The organism is Paenibacillus monticola, from assembly GCF_009664975.1.
GTDB lineage: Bacteria > Bacillota > Bacilli > Paenibacillales > Paenibacillaceae > Paenibacillus_AQ > Paenibacillus_AQ monticola.
The window spans coordinates 156,806-182,396 of the sequence record NZ_WJXB01000011.1; the positions used below are offsets into that span (position 1 = coordinate 156,806).

Annotated in this window: 15 protein-coding genes; 5 read left to right on the top strand and 10 right to left on the bottom strand. The window is 47.1% G+C overall.

Going from position 1 to position 25,591, the window contains the following annotated elements; translation table 11 throughout:
* Positions 1–114: 114 nt before the first annotated feature.
* The 4 genes from GJB61_RS23560 to GJB61_RS23575 form a co-directional block, all read right to left on the bottom strand.
* Entirely contained in the window at positions 115–936 is an 822-nt protein-coding gene (locus GJB61_RS23560; RefSeq protein WP_154121470.1) for an imm11 family protein, read from the bottom strand.
* Between the two features lie 168 nt (positions 937–1,104).
* Positions 1,105–4,656, bottom strand: a complete 3,552-nt coding sequence (locus tag GJB61_RS23565; RefSeq protein ID WP_154121471.1) for an alpha-amylase family glycosyl hydrolase — start codon at positions 4,654–4,656, stop codon at positions 1,105–1,107.
* Positions 4,657–5,425: 769 nt separating this feature from the next.
* A complete protein-coding gene (locus tag GJB61_RS23570; RefSeq protein WP_154121472.1) occupies positions 5,426–6,283 on the bottom strand; it encodes an AraC family transcriptional regulator in 858 nt (285 codons plus the stop codon).
* Entirely contained in the window at positions 6,283–6,999 is a 717-nt protein-coding gene (locus tag GJB61_RS23575) for a DsbA family protein (RefSeq protein ID WP_229522401.1), read from the bottom strand. Before GJB61_RS23575 ends, GJB61_RS23570 begins: the two co-directional genes overlap by 1 nt.
* Before the next feature lie 273 nt (positions 7,000–7,272).
* Here GJB61_RS23575 and GJB61_RS23580 point away from each other — a divergent pair, with 273 nt between their 5' ends.
* Positions 7,273–9,675 (top strand): glycosyl hydrolase family 95 catalytic domain-containing protein, encoded by a 2,403-nt coding sequence (locus tag GJB61_RS23580; RefSeq protein WP_195724445.1) that lies wholly within the window; start codon positions 7,273–7,275, stop codon positions 9,673–9,675.
* Between the two features lie 190 nt (positions 9,676–9,865).
* Here GJB61_RS23580 and GJB61_RS23585 read toward each other — a convergent pair whose 3' ends face one another.
* Entirely contained in the window at positions 9,866–12,328 is a 2,463-nt protein-coding gene (locus GJB61_RS23585) for a beta-mannosidase (protein WP_154121475.1), read from the bottom strand.
* A gap of 140 nt (positions 12,329–12,468) precedes the next feature.
* On the opposite strand from GJB61_RS23585, the gene GJB61_RS23590 reads away from it, so the two are divergent.
* Positions 12,469–13,323, top strand: coding sequence for a helix-turn-helix domain-containing protein (locus tag GJB61_RS23590; protein ID WP_154121476.1), 855 nt, complete (start codon positions 12,469–12,471; stop codon positions 13,321–13,323).
* A 59-nt stretch (positions 13,324–13,382) separates the two neighbouring features.
* Positions 13,383–13,751, top strand: a complete 369-nt coding sequence (locus tag GJB61_RS23595) for an iron chaperone (RefSeq protein ID WP_154121477.1) — start codon at positions 13,383–13,385, stop codon at positions 13,749–13,751.
* A gap of 76 nt (positions 13,752–13,827) precedes the next feature.
* On the opposite strand, the gene GJB61_RS23600 is transcribed toward GJB61_RS23595, so the two are convergent.
* From GJB61_RS23600 to GJB61_RS23615, 4 genes are all read right to left on the bottom strand, one after another.
* On the bottom strand, positions 13,828–15,948 hold the full coding sequence (locus GJB61_RS23600; protein ID WP_154121478.1) for an alpha-galactosidase: 2,121 nt from the start codon (positions 15,946–15,948) through the stop codon (positions 13,828–13,830).
* 15 nt (positions 15,949–15,963) lie between these two features.
* Positions 15,964–17,580 carry an ABC transporter substrate-binding protein gene (locus GJB61_RS23605; RefSeq protein WP_154121479.1) on the bottom strand — a complete coding sequence of 539 codons (1,617 nt, stop codon included), beginning with the start codon at positions 17,578–17,580 and terminating at the stop codon, positions 15,964–15,966.
* 108 nt (positions 17,581–17,688) lie between these two features.
* On the bottom strand, positions 17,689–19,497 hold the full coding sequence (locus tag GJB61_RS23610) for a cache domain-containing sensor histidine kinase (RefSeq protein WP_154121480.1): 1,809 nt from the start codon (positions 19,495–19,497) through the stop codon (positions 17,689–17,691).
* The gene (locus tag GJB61_RS23615; protein ID WP_154121481.1) at positions 19,475–21,010 is read right to left on the bottom strand and encodes a response regulator; all 1,536 of its coding nucleotides are present in this window, start codon (positions 21,008–21,010) and stop codon (positions 19,475–19,477) included. The genes GJB61_RS23610 and GJB61_RS23615 overlap by 23 nt, the downstream gene beginning before the upstream one ends.
* Positions 21,011–21,182: 172 nt before the next feature.
* On the opposite strand from GJB61_RS23615, the gene GJB61_RS23620 reads away from it, so the two are divergent.
* Both GJB61_RS23620 and GJB61_RS23625 read left to right on the top strand, forming a co-directional pair.
* Positions 21,183–22,154 (top strand): ABC transporter permease, encoded by a 972-nt coding sequence (locus GJB61_RS23620; protein ID WP_154121482.1) that lies wholly within the window; start codon positions 21,183–21,185, stop codon positions 22,152–22,154.
* A gap of 19 nt (positions 22,155–22,173) precedes the next feature.
* Positions 22,174–23,067: a carbohydrate ABC transporter permease gene (locus tag GJB61_RS23625; protein ID WP_154121483.1), complete on the top strand. Its 894-nt coding sequence runs from the start codon at positions 22,174–22,176 to the stop codon at positions 23,065–23,067.
* Between the two features lie 89 nt (positions 23,068–23,156).
* On the opposite strand, the gene GJB61_RS23630 is transcribed toward GJB61_RS23625, so the two are convergent.
* Complete coding sequence (locus GJB61_RS23630; RefSeq protein ID WP_154121484.1) at positions 23,157–25,511, bottom strand: glycoside hydrolase family 95 protein; 2,355 nt, start codon at positions 25,509–25,511, stop codon at positions 23,157–23,159.
* Positions 25,512–25,591: the final 80 nt, after the last annotated feature.

Below are 25,591 nucleotides of genomic sequence, written 5' to 3' on the forward strand. Positions count from 1 at the left end.
GGAAGCCATTATCTTGGCGTACTTCATTTCATCAACGTTTTGTCCGATTTTCATTTTAACATTTCAAGTATAGCCAGCGGCCTTATTTCTGTCAATCTTCCATGGATGATTGAATTAGAATTTGGACCTTTCAGTCTCATGCCACTGGTACCCTAACAGAATTGGCGGAATATATACCGGTCTCACCCAGCTGTAAGTTAGCTCAAGTGTCAAATCCCCTAACCAAAAGTTTCCTTTGTCATCCAGCTGCATTCTCCATTTCCCACTGGCAACGGCTTTATTCTGATCTACTCTTAGCTCGGCTTCTTCATAGGAAAACTCCGGACCCTTGCTATTCTCAATAGCCTGCAACGCTGCTTCATAATTTTGTTGCTGTTCCTGTTCCTTTTCTTCTGTAAAATCTGAATCGTATACTACAGACAAATCCAATCCTTGGAGATGATTGCGTTCAATTAATTCTTTGAATGCATCTGTGATATATACTCTCGTTCCAGATGTTTCCTTTATCTTGAACAAATAGATATTGTTGGGTATTTTTGAGAAATTAAATCTCAGTTTAATAAAACCCATAAAATACTTTTCTTTGAACCAGTCAACCTCCGAACTTTGCCAATCTATGCAATCTAAAATATTTATTACATTTACCATATATATATTCTTTCCTTCATGGATTAACGGTAAAAACTCTACTTCATCTGCTATATATGGCTCAAGAATCCGTTTAACTTTTTCTGATACCAGCGGTATCTCTGTTAAATAGTACGGAAAATCGCTATAAGTATTTTTGTGAAGAGTCTCAACTTGGATGGGCCACCATCCCTTAATCTTCGATTCTCCATTAAAATCAGATCCTATAGGATGAATTGACATCACTTCACTTTTCACAGCAGCTAATCTTATAGTTTCTAGACTAACATTTAATTCGTAGACCTTCACTTGTTACACCTTCCTTTCTAGCTCTTCTTTTCAATAAATAACAGGTCTTCAAATGGATAGATCATGTCCAAACCATCCGTTCATCTATAACTGTAATATGAAGAAGCAATCTCAGTCCAGTAGAATACCGGAATAGGATTGCTTCTTTCAATTAAGACATACTACAGCCTACTTCAGGTAGGTTCCCGTCTCTCCAATTCCACCGCTTCCATTCAATACATATACCCTTGCGTTTCCTTTGCCGGAGCAAGTCAGTGTAATAGTGCCGTTTGTAACAGTTTTGACATCACCAGTCACTACATCCACGTAAGTCCCATTAGGAATTCCGGTAAACGTAGCGTTTCCCGAAATCGTAACCAATGCAAAGCTGTCAATGCCTTTGGCACTGTCGGTATATCTTCTTTTAAACGCCAAGTTGCCCGTTACATTCTCTGTTGAATACTGGCCTTTTTGCAAAGCCGGAACCGCTCTTCTGATTAAATTGAGTTGTCTGATATGTTTCGCCAGCGGATAATTCAATGATTCCGCCAGTGTCCCACTGGCATTGGTATATTTCCCATAATCTTGAACTGTAACACTGCCCTCCATGTGGTCACCGTAGTAAGCACGACCTGTTGAGCTGAGCGGTGCGTTTGGACCCGGATCGATGACCGCCCCTTTTTTGAATTCAATTTCAGTTCCATAGAAGATAGCGGGTATTCCGCGGAAGGTGAACATCAGATCGAGATTCTCTGCCCAAGTATCCTGTGTACCTGCAAATCTTTGATTTTCCGGAGCTTGATCGGGTGCATAGTCATGAGAGTCGACATAGGTTACATTCCAAGTAGCATCGTTATAATATTGGTCACCACTTCTCATACTGAATGCTTCCTGAGCGGTCTTGAATGCCCAATGCATTGGAAAGTCAATTACATCCATACCCGATTTCATCGAATAATCCGGTGCATGATAGGTATTGCCATTTAAAAAAGCATTGTTCGAAGTTGGCTGTCCTGCTGTGGTAGCATTATCTGCCCATTCTTGTTCAACGGATAACTTATTGGAAGCGTAATCATTTTTCCCGTCACCCGGATATGATTTCGAATCTTTCCACGTATAGAATGGCGTTGAAATCGCCGGAATCCCGCTGTTCCAGACATCTCTGTAACGGGTAGCCACCTCACCAAAGACATAGAAGTCTGAGCCGCCTCTTGTCTTCCAGGCAGGAACAAAGTATTTGTTGAAAATATATCGACTCACATGCTTCACCGTATCGACACGGAAAGCATCCACACCCATGTCAATGTATTGGTTATAGGTGTCAATCAAATATTGATCAACTACAGGATTTTCCGTGTTTAAGTCCACGCAGTCTCCGGCAATCTGTCCTGTCTGTACGGTATAAGACTCCCAGGAAAGGCTCTTTTCGGTATGGTAGATATTATTATTAGTTTCTGCGGTCTTCATTAAAGTCAGCCTTGCCTGATATTGCTGATCAGGGGTCATGGAATTATAGTTCGACGGCAGTTGAGTTGATATTTTGATCAAGTTGCTAACTGTGTCTGCCTTAGTCGCATCTTTTTTGAACATAGGAAACAGATTCTCTTCACCGAAATTACCGGTATGATTGACGACGATATCCTGAATAATCTTCAGCCCTTTGGCATGTGCCGCGTTGATTAACTCCTGATAGGAAGCTCCGGTCGATTCATACCTTGGATCTACTTTGGCAAAATTAATAGCGTGGTAACCATGATAATCATAACCGCTCGCATTCTGCACAACAGGTGTAATCCAGATGGCACTGAATCCGAGGGCCTTGATGTAATCGAGCTTTTGAATCAGCCCCTTAAAGTCCCCTCTCCAAGCTGGGTCCGAGTCCGGATTCCCCGCCTTGGCATCATCCCATGCATGCACGTTGTTGCTAGAATCGCCATCATAGAACCGGGATGTGATCACGAAGTAAATGCTGTCTTCTCGGAAATCACCCGAGTTTCCAATGTTGTAGACAAAGCTCTGTGCAGTTTGATTGCCGGCGCCGTCTATAACAAGAAATTTCAAAGTCGTAGTCTTGGAGACAAGAATGGAGGGTCCGGTCAAGCCAATCAATGCATTGCCAGAGATGTAGACTTTAGAGCTTGTGGATGGTTCCTTACCATCTTCCGTATAGTAAGCAGTAGTCGTTGCCGCCTTGTTATCTTTCAGATTGAAAGATACGGTAACCGAAGATGCAGAATTCCCAACAGGCAAATTCGCTGTGATTGTTGGAGCTTGCAGATCCGCATTCAGGTCAATCACATAAGCGAAAGAGGCTACACTGCCCGTTTGACCGATGGAGTTAATACCAAAGGCTTTGACGGTCAATGAGGAAGCAACCTGGAATGGGGAGGTATACAAGGTCGATGATACCGAAGGCGCCGATCCGTCAGTCGTATAGTAAATTTTATCGCCGCTGTTGGTACTGGAAAGCGTCACTGTTTGGGATGAATCGTAAGTTTTGGGCACAGGTGATACTGAAATTACCGGAAGCTTGGGAATGTCCGGATTGGCATCATACCATACGTTATCTGCGTAGTACCAGCCTTCTTTCACACTGCGGGACAAGTCGGCCGTCTGTTTGCCACTTCCGTCATTAAAGATAATACTTGCACCCGTAGCTGTGGCAATAGTATAGCTGTACCATTCGTTTCCGTCGGAATTCATTAGAATTCCCGGCCACGTGCCACTTGTAGGAACAGTTGTCGGACTCAGATTCCAGTAATGGATTCGGATCGATGAACTCCAGCTTGCGGGTTTCTTAAAGTGCACCGTTAAGCCAGCCGAAATTGGTGTTGGAGTGGGCGTTACAATAGGTGTTGGTGTTGGTGTTGGTGTTGGTGTTGGTGTTGGTGTTGGTGTTGGTGTTGGTGTTGGTGTTGGTGTTGGTGTTGGTGTTGGTGTTGGTGTTGGTGTTGGAGTGGGCGTTACAATAGCTGTTGGTGTAGGTGTCGCACTTGGTGTTGCGGTAGCCGTTGGAGTGGACCCAGCCAAGACGGTCACATAGTCGAAATTGATATTCCCACTGTCATCCGCGTCGTATTTGTATGCAATTGTATTATTCCCCGCCAGTAAGGAGAGTGTTTCTGTTTGGTCCCCCCATGTATCCCAATTTGCCAAGTTCGCCAGAGCTATCTGTTTTACCTTTGCTCCATTGACGTAAATGGAAATTTTCTTGGCACTGCCAGTCGTATTCGCGTAATGGAGAGTAGCATTATACGCAGCTGAGGAGGAAGACTGAACGGTGAAAGTTGTTGTTGCTCCGGTAGCTGTGAATCCATCAACAAAACCGGTTCCCGAATATCCAGTGTGGTTCGAACTTATTTTTGCACCGCCTGATAAGGCTGCGCTCTCGGCTTCGTATTTCCCGGCAACAGGAATAATGACCGTCCAGTTCTTCCCACCATTGCTATCCCAGCTATCCGTTGGAGAAGTAATATGAAAACAATAAATTAGTGTGGCACCTTCCTGGACGTTGATGTTCGCCGTATACGTGGTCCCGTTCTTGGACATAGCCGTGTCTGTAGTATTCGTCCAATTATTCGTGGACCAATGCAGTGTCACAGCTGCCGCAGTAGAATTTGTATAGGTGACTGTATAATCAGTATTACTGGCCGAAGCCCCGCCCGATAAGCCGAACAAGCTAAAGCATAACGCAAAAATAATCACCCAAGAAACTAAACTCCTAGTTTTTTTCCGTAACAAATAAACAACCTCCTGATCAAATTTTAATGGAGTTGCGTAGTGCAAACGTTTGCAATTAATGATAAAAAAAGACGAATAACAAGAAAGTTGATTTATGAACCGCCTCCATCCATATTTCACATAAAAAAATTCATTGTATGCGTTTACAATTGAACCCGAAAGAAACAATTCAGTTCCATATAGTTCCATAACTAATGAATTTTCCTTGTTTATGATTATAGGCTCTGAATTTTTTTTGGTCAATGCATCTTTTCGGCTATCATTCTAAATTTTCAGCTATCTATTTACGCAAATACAAACGTTTACACAATAAATAATTAGTAAGCTCGCAGCAGTCACCTTTCCAGGATGGTTACTTTCGCTATCTATCTTGCCTATGATAATGGCTCAGCGGTTGACGAATTCGAGTGAATGAACAACGAGACAAAAATACAAAACATGCATAGTTACAGATCAAACTTGCCGGACTGTAGAGCCTCTATTTCACATATTGGGGGGGGTGAGAACAGGAAGCGGACTCAGAAGACGCTATTGAAGCAAAAAACGATCCTTGGGGGAAGAAATTGGGTCAATAACGTCTCAAGTGTCCGTCAAATTCTTAAATAACCTGATTTCGAACAAATAGGGTCACCTCAGTCCGGTTGACTAGGTCAACCCCTGATCTTGAGATAGAGCATAATAGTTACACGGTGTTTTTCATTGCCTTCTATCGAAAAATAATCCCAACAGAGATGTTGGGATTATGGATATTTGAAAAAAGATAAAAAGTTCAACGCAACCGAAACTCCCGTGGAGTCTGGCCGATCTGGCGGTGGAATAAACGGGAAAAGTAGTGCACCGAACTGAAATGATATTTTTCAGAAATCTCCGTGATGCTTAGATGGGTATGGAGCAAATCCTCCTTCGCCCGGCCTAGCCGGAAGCGGTTCATGTATTGGATGGGGGAACAGCCGGTAGATTTTCTGAAAATATCGAAGAAATGTCCCCGACTCAGATTCAGACTCTCATAATAAACTTCCAGGGGCTTGGGTGTATCGTGAAGCAAATCCTGCTCCATGCGTTCAAGCAGCTGGATGATCCGGCGGTCCGGGATAGGTTGATCCTTCAGCATGTTATGCAGGAAATAGTCCATAAAGGTCTGGAAATTCCGCTGAATGGTTAGATTCCGCATAAAGGTCTGCTCATTGATGTATTCTCCGGATTTGTAGAAGTTCTGAAAGAGATCAGTCCAGACACTTAGCGAATCCACCTTAGCCGTTTCCGGGATCGGGTAGGGGAATGCCGGACCGACCAAGGCCTGCTGCAACTGCTCCGGCTCATAACAGATGGGGCAGGCCCACGCAAAGTTCGCTTCTCTCTCGACAAACTGCCAGTCAAAATAGCAGCATAAATGCACCATAGGCTCAAGTGGGTCTGCTATCCATTCGTGGATTTGGCCTGCTGGAAGATAGGCAAGTGTGCCGGGACCCACGCTGCAGGTTCTTCCATCTGTGATGAGCGTTCCATATCCTTCGCTAACCAAATAGATAGAGCTCATATAGCAAATCCGCTCTGAACTGGACTGTCCTTTGGCAAAGGGATAGCGGGTGGCGAGATACACATAAGGATGCAAGGAAGAGAAATTCATTAGTCCGCGGAAGCTAACTGGGCCTCAATGGCGGCAGCCAATGCCTCATAGGAGTCGTCTGATACTAATGTGCCATTGACCATAAACGACGGAGTCCCGTTGACCCCATAGTTGGCGGCCGTTTTGAAATCTTCCTTCACCGGCAGCATGTAGGTGTGATCCTGCAGGTCTTTGGCAAACCGGTCATAATCAATCCCGCTGATATTGTCCTTGACGAAATCCAGCATAAACTGTGGAGTCGCCCAAATCGTCGTCTCGTCACCTTGGTGATCATATAATTTGCTCATGAATTCCCAGAATTTATCGTTATTCTGGGCGGCGATTGCCTCGCCAGCACTGGCTGCCATGATCGAATCACGGTCAATAAAGGCGAAATTCGTAAAGAAAAGCTCCACCTTGCCGGTATCGACAAACTCCTTTTTGAAGCGTTCAAAATAGGTTTGCTCCCACTGCTTGCAGGATGGGCATTTGAAGTCGGAAAATTCAATCACCTTGACCTTAGCCGTATTGCTCCCTAGATGTGGTTGTTTCTCATATTTCAAGCCTTCTGCATTATAATCTCCGCGGATCTCCGTATAATTGGGCAGCCCGTTCAAACCGGAGGATGCTTTAGAATCTTTTAGTAACACCAGCGAGATTACAAGCACCAGCACACTGATCAAAATAACTGAAAAGACATAGATGTACTCCGATTTCACCTTTTTCTGATTAGCCATTGTCATTCATTCCTCCATGCTTCATAGAATTCTCTGTACGTTTCTAAATGGTAGCGCTTTCTAATTCAAATGTTAGCGTCTATCAGGTACAGCGTAAAGGTACATTTGGAGTGTTTAGCGTACGTTTCTCCCTGTGATCTCCTTACGTCACTGCTTCAAAGGTACATTTCATCCGACAATCGTGCAAAAATAAGACCCTTCGCTAAATACATCCGCTGGTTGTTTAGATACATTTAGAAGAGTAAACGTCAATTAATGAGGGAGGAAACAATCGTGCAGAAATTACATTCTATATCATTGAACCGACAGGTGAATGCCCATGAACAAGCCAGCCGGCACGATATCCATTTTAAAGGGCCGGCAACGGATTTTTTTGAAGGAGCACTGCTGGGCAATGGGGGCTTGGGCGTTGTTGTCACTACCCGGCCCGATGCGGTTATGCTCCATTTCGGACACAATAATGTATGGGATATCCGAATTGCCGAGGAACACGCGGATGAAATCATGACCTTTCAGGAGGTATTCGCCAGATTTGCTGCACTTCCGGCAAGCCTTCCACAGATGACCGATAATCCATGGTATCAAGAGTATTGTGAAATGACGGGGGATAATTACCGCAAAACCTATCCTAGACCGATGCCCTGCGGTTCAGTGCTGCTCCGCTTTGATCGCCGCGAAGCAGAGGTGTTGGGACATACGCTCCATATTGCCAATGGACGCTGCACGGTAGATTTCCTTATTGGCGGCAAACCCGCGTTGTTCGAAATCTTCGTAGAAGCCGACCAAGACCGGCTCTGGATGCGCATGACGGATGTTGTCAGCGGAGAAGAGCTTCCCCTGTTCTCGGAGGTAAAGCTAATTCCTGATCCTGAAACACCGCAGGAATTTCCCGCAGCTATTGTTGGAAGTGATGCCGGAACGGGGGTACAATCCTTCACGCAAATTCTGCCGTACTTGGAGGCTCCGGTTTCACCATATATGGCACATGCGCAGGACAAGGCATTTCGGTTAGCGGTCAGAGTTTCCGCAACAGGTGGATCTGATCCTAAGAACAAACAAGTTAATATGCAGGGTTGCTCCGCCTGTGTGGAATTATGGGAAGGTTCTGCAGCCGCGGTCCTAGAGACGGAAGCTGAAATTGCGCCTCCTGAACTGTCCGGCTACAGCTTGGCTCGCACCCATTCAGAAGAATTGTGGAGATCCTATTGGAGTTGTTCAGCCGTTGCTCTGGAGGACGAATTCTTAGAAAGAACCTGGTACCGGAACCTGTATTTCTTTAACTGCGCCGTAAAGGCTGATGTTACCTGTCCGGGTCTGTTCGCCAATTGGAGCTACCGCAATATCGGCTCAGACTGGCACGGGGACTATCATATGAATTACAATACACAGCAGCCCTTCTGGCTGGCGTTCTCCAGCAACCATCTGGATAAACATCTGCCTTATGTAGACATGGTTGAACATGTACTTCCGGTTAGCCGCAAGTGGGCGCGGGACTATTATGGTCTGCGGGGCGCCTATTTCCCCCACTCTGCTTATCCCGTTGAAATGACCATGATGCCCTATCCTGTCCCGCACTGGGGCTGGGAAGTATGTGAAACGCCATGGACTGTACAGAGCCTCTGGTGGCATTATCTGTACTCCATGAACGAAGTCTTCCTTCGGGAACGCGCCTTTCAGCCCATTAAAGAAGCGGTCCTGTTCATGGTTGATTACATGAAACGTCCGGAAGCTTCGGGCGAACGCTGGGAAGATGACCGCTATCATATCTTCCCGACGGTCGTACCGGAGTTGTACGAGATTGCCCCGGGTTTTGCCAAAAACAGCGACTGTCTGATCGATTTAACTTTGACTAAATTCATCTTCCACGCTTTTATCCAGGCTTGTACTATTCTTGGAACAGAGGATGCCGAATCAGCATTACTAGGCGAGGTGGACGATATCCTACAGAGATTTCCACTGTATCCAACAGCTGAATCTTCGCATGGACGTGTATTTACATCGGTGTTGGGTGAAGACCCCGAAGTAGTCTATAACGTTCCGATTCCGGTTACAACCGTCTTTCCAGGAGAAGAGCATGGGCTTCACTCCTCCCCGGAAGATTACCAAATCGCGGTTAATTCTTACCTTAATCACCGCAACGAAGGTGGGAATGAGCTGGTCTTCTACAATATGGCCGGAGCACGGCTGGGCATTCTCGATTTGGAGCGGTTCAAGCGGCAAATTGCTTATTGCCTCCTGCCGAACGGCACCTGCACCGACAGAGCCTTGATGAGTGGGGGCCGTTACCCAGACACAGCAGATTTCGATTTCATGTCCCGAATGGGCGTCTGGTTTGAGAATTTCTCGCTGCCTGCTGTCATTAACGAATGCCTGTTACAGAGCTATAACGGATCTTTACGTTTCTTTCCGAACTGGCCCGCAGACAAACTGGCAGAGTTTCATACGCTGCGCGCCGCAGGTGGATTTCTGGTCAGCGCGGCGTTAGAGGCGGGGGAGGTCCAATGGGTGGAGATTGTCAGCGAAGCTGGCTCCCGCTTATCTTTTTATATCCCTTGGGCAGAAGGCGCTATCTGCACTGGCTCTTCCGGACAACCGCTGCTGCTCATTGGTAAAGTCGGTGTGATGCCGACAGCTGCAGGAGAAACTATTTACATCGTTAGAAACACTTCGCAGTAAGAAAGGGCCTCTGCTGGTTCTACGAGATATACATGAATAAGCTACAGTAAAAGCGCCTCCGATCCTATGCTAGGATCAGTGGCGCTTTGTTATTGTGCATCCGATTCATCATCGGCCATATGATGGTAATTCCGGTATTCTTGAAGAGTGCCTATCTATCGGCTTTCTGCTCTCTTATCGTCCTTCCTACTCAGATATCAAATACGGAGCGAACTGTAAGCTGCTCGCGCAATTCTTCAGCGGTGTACGCTGTGCCAAGATCCTTTTTGGTGATGGTGACGACTCTCTCCACTCCCGCTGCTAGATCAAAATAGTTGTCGCTGAAGACAGCGTCCAGCTCCTTGAAGTCAAGCTCGACAAACCGGGCGAAGGCTCTAGACTTCACTGTGACGCTAAATTGGTCAGCTTCTTCCTTGAAGTTCACTTCAAGTTGGGGATCGGCAAAGTTGAAATGTTTCGGCTTCACAAACAATACAGTTCCTTCACTCTTCGTCTCCCCTGCCACAAAAGAATACTCAAGATAGGCCTCCCGTTTCTTGGCTTTTGTATCCAGCACTTGTTCGAAATCAAGCTGTTCAAGCTCTGCAGAGCTGAATGCCGCAATTTCAACTAGTTTGGCACCTTGAAGCAATACTTCTGATGTTGGGGTCAGCAGTCTCCAGCTTAGTTCTCCCTGAACGGCCTCCTTGCTCTCATTGGATACATGAAGGGCAACCTGTGTGCCTTCTTCCAGAGCCGACACTAGAATTGGTGCAAAAAAGTGCTTGGCTGCATAGTGCAGCGCTTTCCATCTGCCGTAATAATCGATACTGGACCAAGAGGCTACAGGCCAGCAATCATTCAGCTGCCAATACAGGGCTCCCATGCAGCGTCCTCTGTTCCGGCGCCAATGCTCCACCCCACAGCGTAAGCCCTCCGCCTGAATAAGCTGTGAGGCGTATAGAATGGCGGCGAAATCCTTGGGATATTGATAAGTCTCACCGATGTAATAGAGAATCTTCTCATTCCCTGTGTTATTCTTCTGATGGGATTCCATGACATAGGAGAAAATATTGCGGTCCTCCGGCAAAGTAAAGCTTTCAATCGTCTTCAGAGCCGGGAAGGACTGGAGGCCGAATTCCGACATAAAGCGTGGATAAAGCTTCCGGTAATCCGTAAAGGGCTCTTTGCCATGCCATACACCCCAATAATGCATATCCCCATAGTTCTCATCATTGGGCTTGTCGAAGCTGCCCTTGGAGGACGGCGAGGCTAGCCAATAGAACGTATTCGGGTCAATTTCTTTGGCTAGTGCAGGCAGCAATACTTCATACTGCTTGATATAATCCGCCTTAAGCTGTAGGGAAGTGAGATGTTCCCAGTCCCATTCGACCCAGGCCAATTCCTGCTCATTATTTCCACACCATAACCCCAAGGAAGCATGATGCCGCAGCCGTTTCATATTATCAACCGTCTCATGAGTAATGTTATCCTGGAACTCTTCGGTCAGCGCATAGATGCCGCAGGCATACAGATGATCCTGCCAGACAATGAGGCCATACTCGTCACAAAGATCATAGAAGTAATCCTCCGGATAATAGCCGCCTCCCCAGACGCGTATCGTATTAAAGTTGGCGGCAACGCAGCTTTGGAGCAGACACTCTGTGCGCTCTCTGTTGCAGCGTGCCAGAATATTGTCTTCCAAAATATAGTCGGCACCCATGGAGAAGATAGCCGTTCCATTCACCTCAAACGCAAAGGACTCTCCCCACTGATCCGCTTCCTGTTTGACCGTAATCGTTCGCAGTCCGATCCGCAGCTCCTTGCGGTCAAGCTCGTTCTGCTGCCGGGTCAAGGAAACCTCTACCGTATACAGAGGTTGTTCCCCGAGGTTGTTCGGCCACCAGAGCTCCGGCTCCAGGATTTCAACCAAGATATGATGATCGGTCCCCGCTTTCTCGGACACGCAGCTCTCTAGTGTCTCTTGGCCCGGAGTCAGAATTTTGACTCTAAGCTCTCTTTCAGCCTCCTGCCAGCCATCCGTTCTCACCCGGATATCCAAAGTGACCTTGTTCTGTTCATGGATTTGGGTAATATAAACATCGTCAAGCCGGGATTGTCCGTAGCCCTGTATGGAAATATTGCGCCAAATGCCCAAATCGGGCAGCTTTGGGCCCCAGTCCCAGCCAAACATGGAGTGTGCTTTGCGCAAGTGGGAGATCCCTTCCACGGCATCGGCGCAGTTCGTCAGCGGCAGTTCCTTCTGTTTACGCAAGGAGTATTCTACCGGAGAACGCAAAATCGCCTGTATTCTGTTCTCACCAATCGTCAACAGTGACTTGATGTCAACCTCATACGTCCGGTGCATATTGCTGCTGTTCAGAATGTTATCTCCGTTCAGGAACAGCTCGCATAACGTATCAAGCCCTTCGCAGCGGAGAATAACTCGCTCATGCGCGAGCGTCCCGGCATCCACCTGGAACGTACGCTCATATTCATAATCATAGTTGGACAATTCCAGAACGTCATATTCCTGTTCCCGGTAGAACGGGTCCGGCATTTGACCCGCATTTAATAAATCATTATAGACAGAGCCCGGTACGCTAGCCTCCAGCCATTCCGTACCATCCAGTCGTTTCATTTGCCATTGTCCGTTTAGATCGATAAGCAGCATATTCTGTGCCTCCTGAGTGTAGTTATTTCCTTTTGCCTCCACTCCATTGTACTAAAGAAAGCGTTTCACTTCTTGTGTTGTGTTCACTAGAGTAGTGTGCTATTTTAACATCAGCCTAGTCATTTGGAGGATTCAAGGACATGATTAAATATAGTGAAGTCAGCCATATTGATTCTGAATTGCTAGCAGACCCTTTTTGGATCGATTCCTTAAGTAAGGTATCTCCGGAACACACCCATGATTTCTATGAGTTCTTCATCGTAAGCGAGGGCAGCTGCAAGCATATCGTGAACGGGCAGACCCAGTTGCTGGGACCTGGCTGTCTCGTATTTATCAGACCCCAGGATACTCATAAATATGAGCGGAATGAGGACGGAGACTGCTGCTTTCTGAACATTCCCTGCCGGATCAGCCTCATTACGGAAGCCTTCGCCTATCTGAATGAAGTAGATTACACGGATGGACTATTGAATGCTCCCATTCCTCCGATCGCCATGCTGTCCCAGTTGGAGATGGATGGGCTCATCCGCCATTTTGATCGCTTCAGAATGCTGTCCAGCACCAACAGGGCCAGGGCCAGAATTTATCTCAAAGGCATTCTTATCGATATACTCACCCAATATTTTTCTACTTCAGAAACTGCACGACAGCCTGAAATCCCTTTGTGGCTGGAGTATGCCGTCTCCAAAATGCAGTCGAAGGAGAACTTGAACGGGGGGCTGCCAGTCTTATACAAGCTGTCCGGAAGAAGCGTCGGACACGTAAACCGGGCATTCCGGCAATATCTGCAGCAGACACCTACTGAATATATCAACCGGCTTAAGCTGAATACGGCCCGCAATCTGCTGCTTACCACCGAGCTGCGTGTCATTGAAATCGCTTTGGAATCCGGCTTCGAGAATGTCAGTCATTTCTATCATCAATTCAAAAAGTTCTATCATCAGGCTCCCCTTGATCTGCGCAAAAATTCGCATGTCAATCGCTTTCTCCAATGAGTAGCAATGCTCATATGAAAGAAGAAGTTAAAATGATTTTTATTATAGGAGGGAATAACATGGACGTTTTTGCAGAATATTTAGCGCAGATTGATAACCCGCAACAGCGGGCCCGAACGGAAGAAGTTCTGACGTGGGTAACTAACAAATTCCCAAATTTAATGCCAAAAATCGCTTGGAATCAGCCTATGTTTACCGATCATGGCACCTATATTATTGGCTTTAGCATAGCCAAACCTCATTTAGCTGTTGCCCCTGAAAAGGCAGGCATTGATCATTTTTCTGCTGAAATTGTGTTGGCTGGCTATGATCACACTAAGCAGTTGATACGTATCAAGTGGGATAGTCCGGTTGATTTCTCCTTACTTGAGCAATTGATCGAGTTTAATATTTTGGATAAGGCAGACTGTTCAAGTTTTTGGCGGTAATAAAAGAGCTGTCTCTTTCGTAGAAAATTCTACTTAGGAGACAGCTTTTATAGTCTTATCCTATCCACAAGCCGCGTTAGGCTTGTTCCCGAATGCGGTAGATCAAGCTGTCAAAATCGCCCCGCAGAGGCAGCTCGATGCCAATATTCATCAAGGCCCGGCCGCTCCAAACTCCCGGTAGTTCATCTATCCCATAGAGCGTGTCGGCCTGCAATCCCTGCAAGCGAAGCCGCGGAAGCGGCTCGCCCAGCCGTTGCGAATGAAGGAAGGCAAACAGTACGTTGTCGCTTCCCTCCGCATCTGTATACTGTACCGCCGTGACTCCCTTGTCCCGGAGTGCCGATAAGCGGTACTGGCTGCCAAATTGCACGAGATGGCGAATCTGCTTATACTGCCGGATATATTCAGCCGACTGGGCAATAAGCTCGTCACTCCACTCATTCAGATTCGAACCAATCCCAAGCGTCCCCAGCATCGCACTGTGAAAGCGATACTTCAGTGAAACATTGCGCTTGTTCATACCTGTCGGTGATTCCGTGACCCAGCAGGTCATCATTCTTGGCGCATAGGTATAAGAGAAGCCTTCTTGGATACTTAGACGGTCAAAAGCATCGGTATTGTCACTGGGCCAGGCTTGGTCGGCATACCGGAAAATACCCAGATCGATTCTTGCGCCTCCGCCCGCACAGGTCTCGAATTCGACCTGTGGAAATCGGCTCCGCAGCTCAGACCAGATCACGTACAGACTCTGAACATGACGAATCCAGATCTCCTTTTGGCGGTTTAACGGATGATCCTTCATCCCGGGCTCTGTAACGGTCCGGTTCATATCCCATTTAATAAATTTGATGGGATGATCACGAAGAAGATCGGTCATGAAATCAAGGATGTATTGTTTGACTTCCGGCTTCGAGATGTTCAGCAGCAATTGATTGCGCAGCTCCGTCCGCTTGCGGGTCGGGAAATGGTATACCCAATCCGGATGCTGCCGGTACAGATCGCTATCCGGGTTTACGGCTTCCGGCTCTACCCAAATTCCGAATTCCATGCCCAGCCCTTGAACTTTATCGATCAATTCCCCCAGCCCCTGCGGGAATTTCTCCTTATTCACCGACCAGTCACCAAGCCCGGCCCGGTCTGATGTCCGTTGTCCGAACCAGCCATCGTCCACCACAAACAGCTCGACGCCCAGCTTGGCAGCTCTTGCGGCCAATGCCATTTGATCTTGGACATTGACGTTGAAATAGGTCGCTTCCCAAGAGTTATAGAGTACCTTTCTTGTTTTCTTGCTGGGCAGAATATAATCATATTGATAGTGGTGCAAATGACGGCTCATCTCTCCAAAGCCACCTTCGCTGAACCCGCCGACAAACACGGGCGTTTCAAAAGTTTCGCCGCCACCAAGTACCCACTCGCTGTCAAAATCATTGATTCCACCCGTTACCTTCACATGATTGAACGCGGTTTTTTCCGCTGTAATTTTCCAGTTCCCGCTCCAGCCCAGCGCTCCGAACCATACACGTCCCCCAGATTCGGTTGCGGTTCCGTCATCGATGGCAACCCACGGATTGGCGTGGCTGTCCGTGAAGCCCCTTCTCGACTCCAATACCTTTTTGCCTTCGGTCAGCAAGGTGTTCCGCAGCTGAAATTCGCCTGACCACTTCCCGGTCACATAAGTTAAGCGATAATCTGGTAAATAGGGAAGGGTCCAGGCGGCAGATTGTGTACTTTCCAGAACGATCTCTGACTCGCCGGTATTCACAATCTTGACGAACCGTTCCACCAAATCGTATTCCGGAATGACCTGATAATACAAATGAGCCTCTAGCGGATAAACCTCATCCTTGAGCGTAATGACAAGCGTTTCTTTACCATCCTGCTCAAAAATCCGGTGTCCGGCATAACGTACGGACAGATCGCGGACGCCATCCGGCATACGAACCTTTAGCGACGGTTCCGTATAAGAAACACCTCCCCAGAAGCTGTACTCTTCCGCTTCGCCTTCTACTTCCGCATCAAAGGAGCTGTGGGCTTCCGCCCGGAGCAATGGGGCACAATCCTCTATGCTTACGGGTACGCCCCAGTATAGATGCTGCAGCCTGTCTTTTTCATTGATTCCAAAGATATAGGAACTGCCCCCAGTCTGAATCGCAAATATACGCTGCTGCTCCTGGTACTGTATTGCCACGCCGATCATCCCTTCAGTGAATAATTAATTGTTCCACAATTCCAGACGTTTCTTATAGTTGTCGGTGTAGATGGTCTCAATCTTTGACAGCCCTGCTGACTCGGCTTCCTTCATCATCTGATTGTACAGTTCGGTGACCTGCTCTTCAGAAGGAGCCAGGGCCATCTTCAGAAAATACTTATTGGCGGTGTCATTAACCTTGGTTTCCATAATCGCCTCCGTCGTGCCTCCGGCAGTTCCCAAGCTGTCATACGGCGCGGTGTCATAAGAGGTATCCGCCAAGTTTTTGATAGCCAGGTCGGTTACAGCATCTGTTGAAAAGCGGCCAATCAAATCATATGGCGTTCCGTCCGTCCCTGGGCCATTCTTAATCATCCAGGTCCATTTGCGGATACCCGTCGTTCTGGCTGCTTCATCCCAGTTTTTCTTAAAGGCATCCAGCACTTCCTGTTTCGGTACATGCTTGCCATCTTTCATATCCCAATCCTTGCCTTCAATGCCCCACATCAGTAAATATTGCCCTTCCTCACTAGCCAGATAGTCCATCATTTTAATAGTTCTAATCGGATCTTTATTCGATCTTGTAATCGCTACGCCGTCCCAGCCCAAGGAGCTCTTAGGACCGTAGGTAGTCTGGTCAGCCGCAACCCCGGGGGCAAGCACTTTATATTGGTAGAATTGGTGCTCTTCCTGTTTAGCCGGGTCCTTCTCTGCCGATCTCAGCACGGTATTGGCATTGCCCACATTCCAGAGTGCTTCTGCCGTTGCGAATACATTGCCGGTCGACAACTTTTGTTCGAACTGCTTGGTTTTCAGCGTAGCCCATTCTTTATCCAGCAATCCCTTGCGGTACAAGGAATTCAGGAACTTGACCATTTCCAGGTATTTAGGATCACGAATATCCTTTTTCAGTTCACCGCCGACTTCATAGTAAGGCATCATACCGAACATGCCCTTGAGCGTGCCGGTTACACTGCCGATATTCTCACCATTCAGCGTCATCGGGATGCTATCTTTGCCATCAATAGTTGGGTACTTCTCCTTGAATTTGACGAGTAAATTCTCGAATTCCTCCGCTGTGAACGGTTCGCCATTGCTCACTTTATCTCCTGCGCCAAGCTCCTTCATGATATCCATCCGCATAAAAAATCCAAACACAGGATACTTCTCAAGGCCGTACCAATTGGCCAGATAGTAATTTTTCCCGTCATCGCTTTTCGTCTTTTTAAGCGTATCGCCATACATCTCTTTAATATGCGGACCATACTGGTCAATCAAATCATTCAGCGGGACCACGGCACCGGAAGCGATATATTTGTTCATGATATCGCTTCCACGATCCAGCATGACCACATCGGGCAGATCATTGCTTGCCAGCATCAGATTCAACTTTTCAATCGGGTTGCCTGTCGGCTGTTGCACTTCTACCTTAACTCCCGTTTTTTCCGTAATCGCTTTCGCAACCGGATTATCAAAGGCATCCCCAGTATTTTTATCGAACCATGTCAGTGTAATTGGAGCCGTGGTGTCTGTATTCGTATCTTTGCCATTGGTGGAAGAAGCCGCATTTTGGTTTCCCCCGCATCCCGAAAGCACTGTTGCCACTAAAGCGATTGCCAGCATTCCTTTTATTGCCTTCATAATTTGAACCCCTCTCTTCTCTTATGTTGTGAGCACATGTCTAATTGTAGAAAGCCGGGGTTTAATTATCCATATCGCAATCTTACTATTCATAAAGGAAAACGTCTTTCATTCATCGCTATACGAGGCTTGAAGCGGTATCCGAATCGACACGGATGTGCCGATGCCAGGTCTGCTGAACATTTCTATCCCATATCGCTCACCATAAGTCAGCCTGATCCGCTCATCTACATTGTGTATGCCGTAACCGGACAGATTGTCGGTTTTGTTGAGCGCTTGCGCCAATTGCAGGGGGGTCATACCGATCCCATCGTCAATGACCTGCAGCAAAATATCATCACCGACCTGCTGCAGCTTGACGATGATATTGATCCCCGATTCGTCCCAAATGGCATGATTGATGCAGTTCTCTATAAAGGGCTGGAGAATCAGTTTGATTGTTGTCCTTCCGAACAGCTCCTGATCGAGGTCATAATGCATCCGCAGCTTGTTCCGAAACCGTATTTCCTGGATCGCAATATAGTTCTTCACCAAGTTGATTTCCTGTTCAATCAGGATCACCCGCTTGCCCTTGTTCAAGGATACCCTGTAATACTTCGCTAAATAGTTGACCATCTGATAGACCTGCATCGCGCTTTCCTTCAATGCCAGTGAAGAGATCGAAGACAATGTATTATACAAAAAATGAGGATTGATCTGCGCCTGGAGTGTGTTTAGCTCCGACTCCTTCATCGCGATTCCCTTGACGTAGACGTCATGGATCAAGGACTGAATTTTGGCCGCCATTTTATTAAAAGCAAAGGACAGCTGTCCGATTTCATCGTGTCCCATAAACGTGATGGACGGTGAGAATTCTCCCCGCTCCATTCTACGGATTTGCTGGAGCAGCAGCTCGATCCGTTTCGTCAATATTTTGGTTGTCACATAGAGCAGCAGAATGGCCACAGCAATGGCAATCCCGGATACCCAGATGATCTGTTTGGTCGCTTTGTTGGTATTGGAGAGCAGCTCGTTGTATGGGACCGTGATCACGATTGACCATCCGTTGCTAAGCTTCTTGTACGTAAAAAATCGTTCCTGTCCGCCAATCTGAGCATCGAACTTGCCTGAATTCGCATCCATTCGAGCTTTAATCGGAAACACGTCAAACAGTTGTTTTGAATTTAAGTGTTCATCACCCGAGCTGATGACCCTACCCTCAGAATCGATGATATACACACTTTTATTGTTATTTTCCATTTGGATCATAGAATATAGTTCACTATCGTTAATGTCCAAAGTTAAGATGCCATAAGGCTGCTGTAGGCTGAAATAACTCAAAGAGCGAGAAATCGTGATATGCGAATCCTTGGCTGCCGCGTAGTCATCCGTATGGGTATACACCGTATTGCCCGCAGCTTGCAACGTTTTACTTTTAATGGAATCCGGTAAATCCCCCATAGCCTTCACGAACTCTCCATCGGTGTACAGGGTTTGATTATTCGAATAAATCGTAATGCCCTGAATCTTGGAATTGAGGATCATCATAGCTTGCAAAGTACGGTTTATATATTCAAAAGCATCCAAATAATAAAAGGCCTGTTCATAATCATTGGACAAATAGTTGCGCAGCTGGGCATCCATATACAGAATGTTCGACAGCTGATTGTAATAGTCCAAACGGTTTTCCACATTGGTATTAATCTGGGCAAGCGTACCCTCTAAGCTGGTATAGGTCTGCTCGGTAATCGTGGTTCGGGTAGAAGAATAGGAATAGTAAATCAACATGGAGAACGGAATAATAATAACTATCAAAAAAATGAAAAAGAATTTATGCCGCAGCCGCAGGTTTGTAAGGGCTCCCTTCGGGACAAAAGGCAGCTTGTGATAGAGTCGGGTCCAAACCCCTGAACGCTCAAATATTTTTTCGGTACTCATTAGGGGTAACTCCTTGGTTCTTCAGGAATAGGGAAATAAAATAAGATGTGCTCTCATAGCCGACTCTCTGGGCGATATCCTGCACTTTAAGTGATCCGTCCCCAAGCAATTCCTTCGACTTGTCCAGCCGAATTTTCGTTAGGTAATCATGGATTGTCATCCCCGTCTTGTCTTTGAAAATAGAACGCAAATAATTGGGAGACAGATATACCTGGTCAGACAAGCTGTTGATGGTGATGGGTTGATGAAAGGTTTGATCAATAATCGTGCGAACCCGATGGGCCAGCTTGGAGTTCTTGTCCATAAAACGTTCACTTAGCAGGCTTATCGCCTCGGCTGCCGCACCCAGAATGTAGGCTTCAATCTCTTGTACAGTCAGAGAATTATAAATCGAATGGTAGAGTTCTGCCCGCTTCGAGCTGTCGGGAACCGGTTCATGCAGCTGTTCCAGCAATTCGCCGATCAAGTCAATGGCCCAGTCGCAAATCTGCTTTTTGTTGATGCGGAGCGTGATCAGCTTGGCACAATATTCGTGGAGCAGCCGGGCCGTCTGTTCAAAGTCCAGTTGGTTAATGGCTTCAAACCATTCCTTCTTCTCGAAGGGAGGGGTCTGTTCACTGTAAAACTGCCCCCGGACGTCTTCCGCATAGATGACCCTGCCCGTTCCCATATAGAAGTACTCATTCAAAATATGTTTGGTCTGTTCGTACAAGGCTTGTACCTTAGACAACTTTCCAGCCTGTCCGCCAATGGCAACCGTCACAGTAAAATCCAGCGAATCACGCATGGCTTGCGCCATGTCTTCCCAGGCATAGTGGCCCGGCTGCTGAGTGGCATCCATAAACACCCCGAGCTCCCCTTCTTTATACGTAACGAAAGTCGCCTCCAGTTTCTTCCCCAGAAAAAACCGGTCGAGAAAGGACGACAGCTGAGTCATACAATCCTCCAGGATCTTATCCATAAGATCCTTATGATCAATACTGAACAACGCAAGTGCATAATGGCTTGATCCCGGGCAGCGTGCCAACTTGCAAAAACTGCTGGTCAAGACGGCGATACGCTCTTCATCTTTTTCGTAAATCAATTCTTTCAGAATATTAGATTTGGTCATTTGAATAGAGCGGTTCTTCATCTGCACCTCTTCGCATCTGAGTTTTACCTTTTCGATAACGCTTTCAATTTCGCTCAAATCAAGCGGTTTCAACAAATACCCGACAGCTCCTACATTCAGGGCGGATTTCACGTAATTGAATTCATCATGCCCGGTCAGGAAGATCAACTGAATCCAATCGAAACGCTCACGTATTTTTTGAGCCAAATCGATTCCATTCATCATCGGCATCTGCACGTCAGTTAGTACAATATCGGGCTGAATCACTTCTATTTTCTCCAAGGCATCTCTGCCATTCGTAGACGTTCCGGCGACATAGATGCCCATCTCTTCCCAATGGATATAATCTCTCATCATCTCCAGTTCCAGCTCTTCATCATCCACCAGAAAAATACTATACATCAAGTCCCCTCCTTATTCGTTGCTTGTTCTATTATATTCTTTATCTAAAATACTAACTATCCTCTAGCCAAATGAAAGTTATTTTCAAGCATCGTTCGTTACATTGTCTTATCGACCCTCGTTTTTGCGGGCCCTATAATTTTAGTTAACTTGAGATGCGAGGTGCCCTACTATGAAAACCATTACCGTATTGCCGGAGAGAAGAGAACTGATTATTCCGAAAAAAAAGCTGTGGGCGATTGTTAAGCAGCAAAAATACTTGTTCCTGATGATGCTGCCTGCGTTACTATGGGCCGTCGTGTTCGCTTATACACCTATGGTCGGATTGTACATGTCCTTCGTTAATTATCAGCCGACACTGGGCGGGTTCTGGCATACCTTATTCAACAGTGAATTTGTAGGCTTGAAATGGTTCCGGTATTTCTTTGATAACGGCGATTTTCTGATCATTATGCGCAATACGCTTGCTTCTACGCTCATTACACTGTTCTTCTCCTTCCCAATGCCTATCCTGATCGCCCTGGCTGTCAACGAGGTCAAAAGTGTCAAGTTCAAGAAAACAGTGCAAACTGCATCCTACCTGCCCTACTTTATCTCCTGGGTAATTGCGGCCAACATTATTGTAACCCTGCTGTCCTCGGATGGGGCCATTAATGGGGTTCTAAAGCTTCTACATCTTACCAATGAGAGTGTTCTATTCCTCCAACATGGAAAATACTTCTGGTGGATCGTAGCCTTCGGTAATACCTGGAAGGATATGGGTTACAGCTCCATTATGTATCTAGCGGCGATCTCCTCCATCAATCAGGAGCTGTACGAAGCGGCCAAGGTTGACGGTGCCAACCGTTTTAAACAAATCCGCTATATTACGATGCCTCATCTAAAACCAACCATTGTGATCCTGCTGATTCTGGCGCTTGGTGGTATTCTTAATGCCGGATTTGACCAGCATTTCCTGCTTGGCAATGATCTTACCCGGGAATATTCAGATGTGCTGTCCACCTATTCCTTCCGTTACGGCATTCAGAATGGCATGTTCTCTTATGCTTCCGCCGTCGGTATGTTCAGTTCGGTTGTAGCCTTCATCATCGTAGTTATCGTAAACTCCTTCGCCAAAAAACTGAACGGACATTCTTTATTCTAAAGCCCCGGAGGGACACAATATGACAAGCAAAAAACTCAGTGCCGAGCATTTATTTGATGCCGTGTTATACCTTTTTCTAACCGGTATCTTTCTGGTTACGTTTTATCCATTTTGGAATATCCTAGTTATTTCTTTAAACAATGCAACGGACACTCTGCGTGGGAATCTCTACTTTTGGCCCAGATCGCTGACCTTTGAAAGCTATATTACGATCTTCAAAAATCCGGAAATCTGGAGTGCCATCAGAGTGACCGTGCTACGAACCGTGATCGGGACCTCATTCTCCCTGTTTTTCATCTCCCTACTGGCCTATCCACTCAGCAAACGTCATTTGCTCGGTTGGAAATACTTCTCCTTTTTCTTCGTCTTTACCATGTATTTTGGCGGTGGGCTGATTCCAAGCTATATGGTGATCAAATCCGTGGGGCTGATCGATTCCTTTTGGGTCTACATTTTCCCCGGCCTCATCGGTGTGTTCCTGATGATTCTAGTCCGAACCTTTATGGAACAGATCCCGGGAGAAATCGAAGAATCCTCCAGAATAGACGGCGCTAACGATTTGCAAATTTTCTTTCGGATTATCATTCCGCTTTGTGTTCCTGTGCTGGCGACGATAGGCTTGTTTCTAGCTATTGGCCAATGGAACGCCTGGTATGATTCCTATGTGTACACGTACAAACCGAGTTTAAAGACGCTGCAAGCTGTCCTGGTGAAAATATTAAATCAATTCCAGACCGACAGTATGATGTCCGACGCCCAGCAATTAGCCAACAGCTCCAAGCAAGTTCCAGTATCCAGCGAAAGCATCCGTATGGCCGTAACCATGGTGGCAACTCTGCCGATTATTCTTGTCTATCCTTTCGTACAGAAGTATTTTGTGAAGGGCATCATGATGGGCGCGATTAAGAGTTAATAGAGGTGCAGAAAAGAAACCTTTCCTTAGGATTAATGGTAGTGTGGTACTTCCATTAGCTAAAGAGAGGTTTCTTTGTGATTTTCATTTTACCGGAAACTTACGCCTGTGCTGAATGCTTCACGCACCTGCAATTGTCTGTTGATGTGGTAGATTCCACCCGCTTCCATAACAAGCGACATCTTATGGTTCCCGTAATGGATAGTCACGGAACCAGAAGAGAAGGCGCGAATCGTCGCTGTGATTAATTGGCCGTTCTCCCATTCCAGATCTACTTCCGCATTGCCTTTTGTCCGAAGTCCCGCTACCGATCCAGTCGGCCACGCTTTGGGAAGCGCTGGCAACAGATGAATTTCACCCTCATGACTCTGCAGCAGCATTTCGGCAATAGCAGCGGTACCGCCGAAGTTTCCGTCGATCACGAAGATGTTGGTCTCCGCTCCGGCAATGCCTGACTTGGAGTAGGTTAACAAATTATCAAAGCACAATCCGCTGATCAAATGAGCAATATGATGATAAGCCTTCTCCCCATCATGCAACCGGGCAAAATCCAGCCCAAAGAGCGCGGCGGTAAACTCAACGTCCTCCAGCTCATCCTGAACCATACGATTTTCCAAGGTCACTCTGGCGGCGGCACTTAATTCCGGCGTTCTGTCCGGCGTCACTTGGCTACCTGGATACAGCGCGAACATATGGGACAAATGACGGTGCTCAGGCTGCGCCTCTTCATAATCCTCAAGCCATTCCTGCAGTTGTCCTTGCTTGCCAATCTGCAGCGGTGGCAGCTGCGCGATGGCTTCCTTCAGCTGATGCTGCAGCGGGGTATCCTTGTCTAATAGCACCGCTGCCTTCAGACAGAACTCGAAGAGCTCCCTTACCAGCACCTGATCCAGAGTGGTTCCCATGGACAACTGTTGCGCGCTATTGTTTCGTCCGTCTGGAAAAAAATGATTCTCCGGTGAATTCGATGGCCCTGTAACCAGCCAGCCGTACTGCGGATGTACCGTCATATAGTCCAGGAAGAAAGCCGCAGCTTCTCTAAGCACAGGATACGCCTGCTGTTCCAAAAAGACACGATCCTGGCTGTAACTGTAATGCTCGATCATATGCGTGGCAAGCCACAATCCTCCTGTTACATTAAGCCCCCATGACGTATCCCAACCTGGAACCGTGAAGCCCCATACATTGGAGAATACATGTGCGACCCAGCCTTCACAGCCATAGAAGTCCTGTGCGGTCGTCTTGCCCGCCCGGGACAAACCTTCAATATAACGCATTAATGGAAGATGACTTTCCCCCAGGTTCGTAATCTCCGCCGGGTAATAATTCATTTGCGTATTGATATCCAAATGGTAGTCACAGCTCCAGCCCATCCGGCAGGCTTCGCCGTCGTTCCAAATCCCTTGCAAATTCAGCGGCAGCGGTGAATCCTCCCGCGATCCGGCGATCATCAAATAGCGCCCATACTGTAGGAACAGAGCGAACAATTGCGGATCATCATTCTGACCTTGGCCCAGCAGACGAATACGTTCGTCCGTAGGCAGCGCTGCTTGTGCGGAACGGCCTAGATTGATATTCACTTTATCGTAATGCCGGTGATAATCCTCCAGATGATCTGCTCTTAGCGCCACGTAGCCTTTAGCTAGAGCTAGCTCCAGCCTACGTTCGCTCTCCACCGCCCAATCTTTGGACTTGCTGCGGTAATCGGTGCTGACCGAAAAGTAAATCCAGGCCTCGTCTGCGCCGCTGACAACCAATTGTCCCGCTTCACAACGGATCGAGCCGCCCGCTGCAACGATCTTGACCCTTCCTTGGCTCCACACCCCACAAGTTCCATTGCTGTGTACATCCTCCGTCGCTTGCCCGCGGAATTCCAGCGTGGCTTCGTCCACCCTCGCGGATACGAAGGATTCCCTGTGCCCTTGAAGTTCAAGGGTGAATGAAACGCCTCCCGGCGTCCCGCTCCATACCCTTGATGACACTACATCATCAGCATGGGAAGCGAACATTTCCCTTTTCAGCCAATGACTGTCAGCCAGATAAGTAGTTTGCAGGAGAGCATCGTTCAAATCCAACTCCCGCTTGAAGCTTTCCCCTTTTAACGGCTGCTCACCTTGTCCGGTAAAATTGACAATGACCTCGCACAACCCGAGATGGGTTCCGAAGTTTTGTTTCTGTGGCTGCAGATACTGCTTGGCCAGCCGATCACCAGCGGTATAATCGCCGCCAAAAAAATGCTGCCGCATGTCAGCGAGTCTGGCCTTGCCTTCAGCATGACCGGGGACAGACTCCACTTGCCCCGACCAATAAGTTACCTCGTTCATGCTCCACACCTCGCGCTGCGGAGCAGCCATCACAACAGCACCTATTCTTCCGTTGCCTATAGGCAGCCCTTGTGACCAGCTTAGCGCAGGACGGGAATACCAAAGTTTAAAATCATTCATGCAACTTCCTCCTGTCTACTGTTGGTGATAATCCAGATATATAGGTTGTTAATTAATCCGCCAAACCGATAATAAATGTT

Coding starts and splice junctions, on each gene's coding strand:
- GJB61_RS23630 (WP_154121484.1), bottom strand. CDS start 25,511: ATGAATGATTTTAAACTTTGGTATTCCCGTCCTGCGCTAAGCTGGTCA.
- GJB61_RS23600 (WP_154121478.1), bottom strand. CDS start 15,948: ATGATCGGCGTGGCAATACAGTACCAGGAGCAGCAGCGTATATTTGCG.
- GJB61_RS23610 (WP_154121480.1), bottom strand. CDS start 19,497: ATGAGTACCGAAAAAATATTTGAGCGTTCAGGGGTTTGGACCCGACTC.
- GJB61_RS23590 (WP_154121476.1), top strand. CDS start 12,469: ATGATTAAATATAGTGAAGTCAGCCATATTGATTCTGAATTGCTAGCA.
- GJB61_RS23615 (WP_154121481.1), bottom strand. CDS start 21,010: ATGTATAGTATTTTTCTGGTGGATGATGAAGAGCTGGAACTGGAGATG.
- GJB61_RS23605 (WP_154121479.1), bottom strand. CDS start 17,580: ATGAAGGCAATAAAAGGAATGCTGGCAATCGCTTTAGTGGCAACAGTG.
- GJB61_RS23575 (WP_229522401.1), bottom strand. CDS start 6,999: ATGGCTAATCAGAAAAAGGTGAAATCGGAGTACATCTATGTCTTTTCA.
- GJB61_RS23625 (WP_154121483.1), top strand. CDS start 22,174: ATGACAAGCAAAAAACTCAGTGCCGAGCATTTATTTGATGCCGTGTTA.
- GJB61_RS23620 (WP_154121482.1), top strand. CDS start 21,183: ATGAAAACCATTACCGTATTGCCGGAGAGAAGAGAACTGATTATTCCG.
- GJB61_RS23595 (WP_154121477.1), top strand. CDS start 13,383: ATGGACGTTTTTGCAGAATATTTAGCGCAGATTGATAACCCGCAACAG.
- GJB61_RS23570 (WP_154121472.1), bottom strand. CDS start 6,283: ATGAATTTCTCTTCCTTGCATCCTTATGTGTATCTCGCCACCCGCTAT.
- GJB61_RS23585 (WP_154121475.1), bottom strand. CDS start 12,328: ATGCTGCTTATCGATCTAAACGGACAATGGCAAATGAAACGACTGGAT.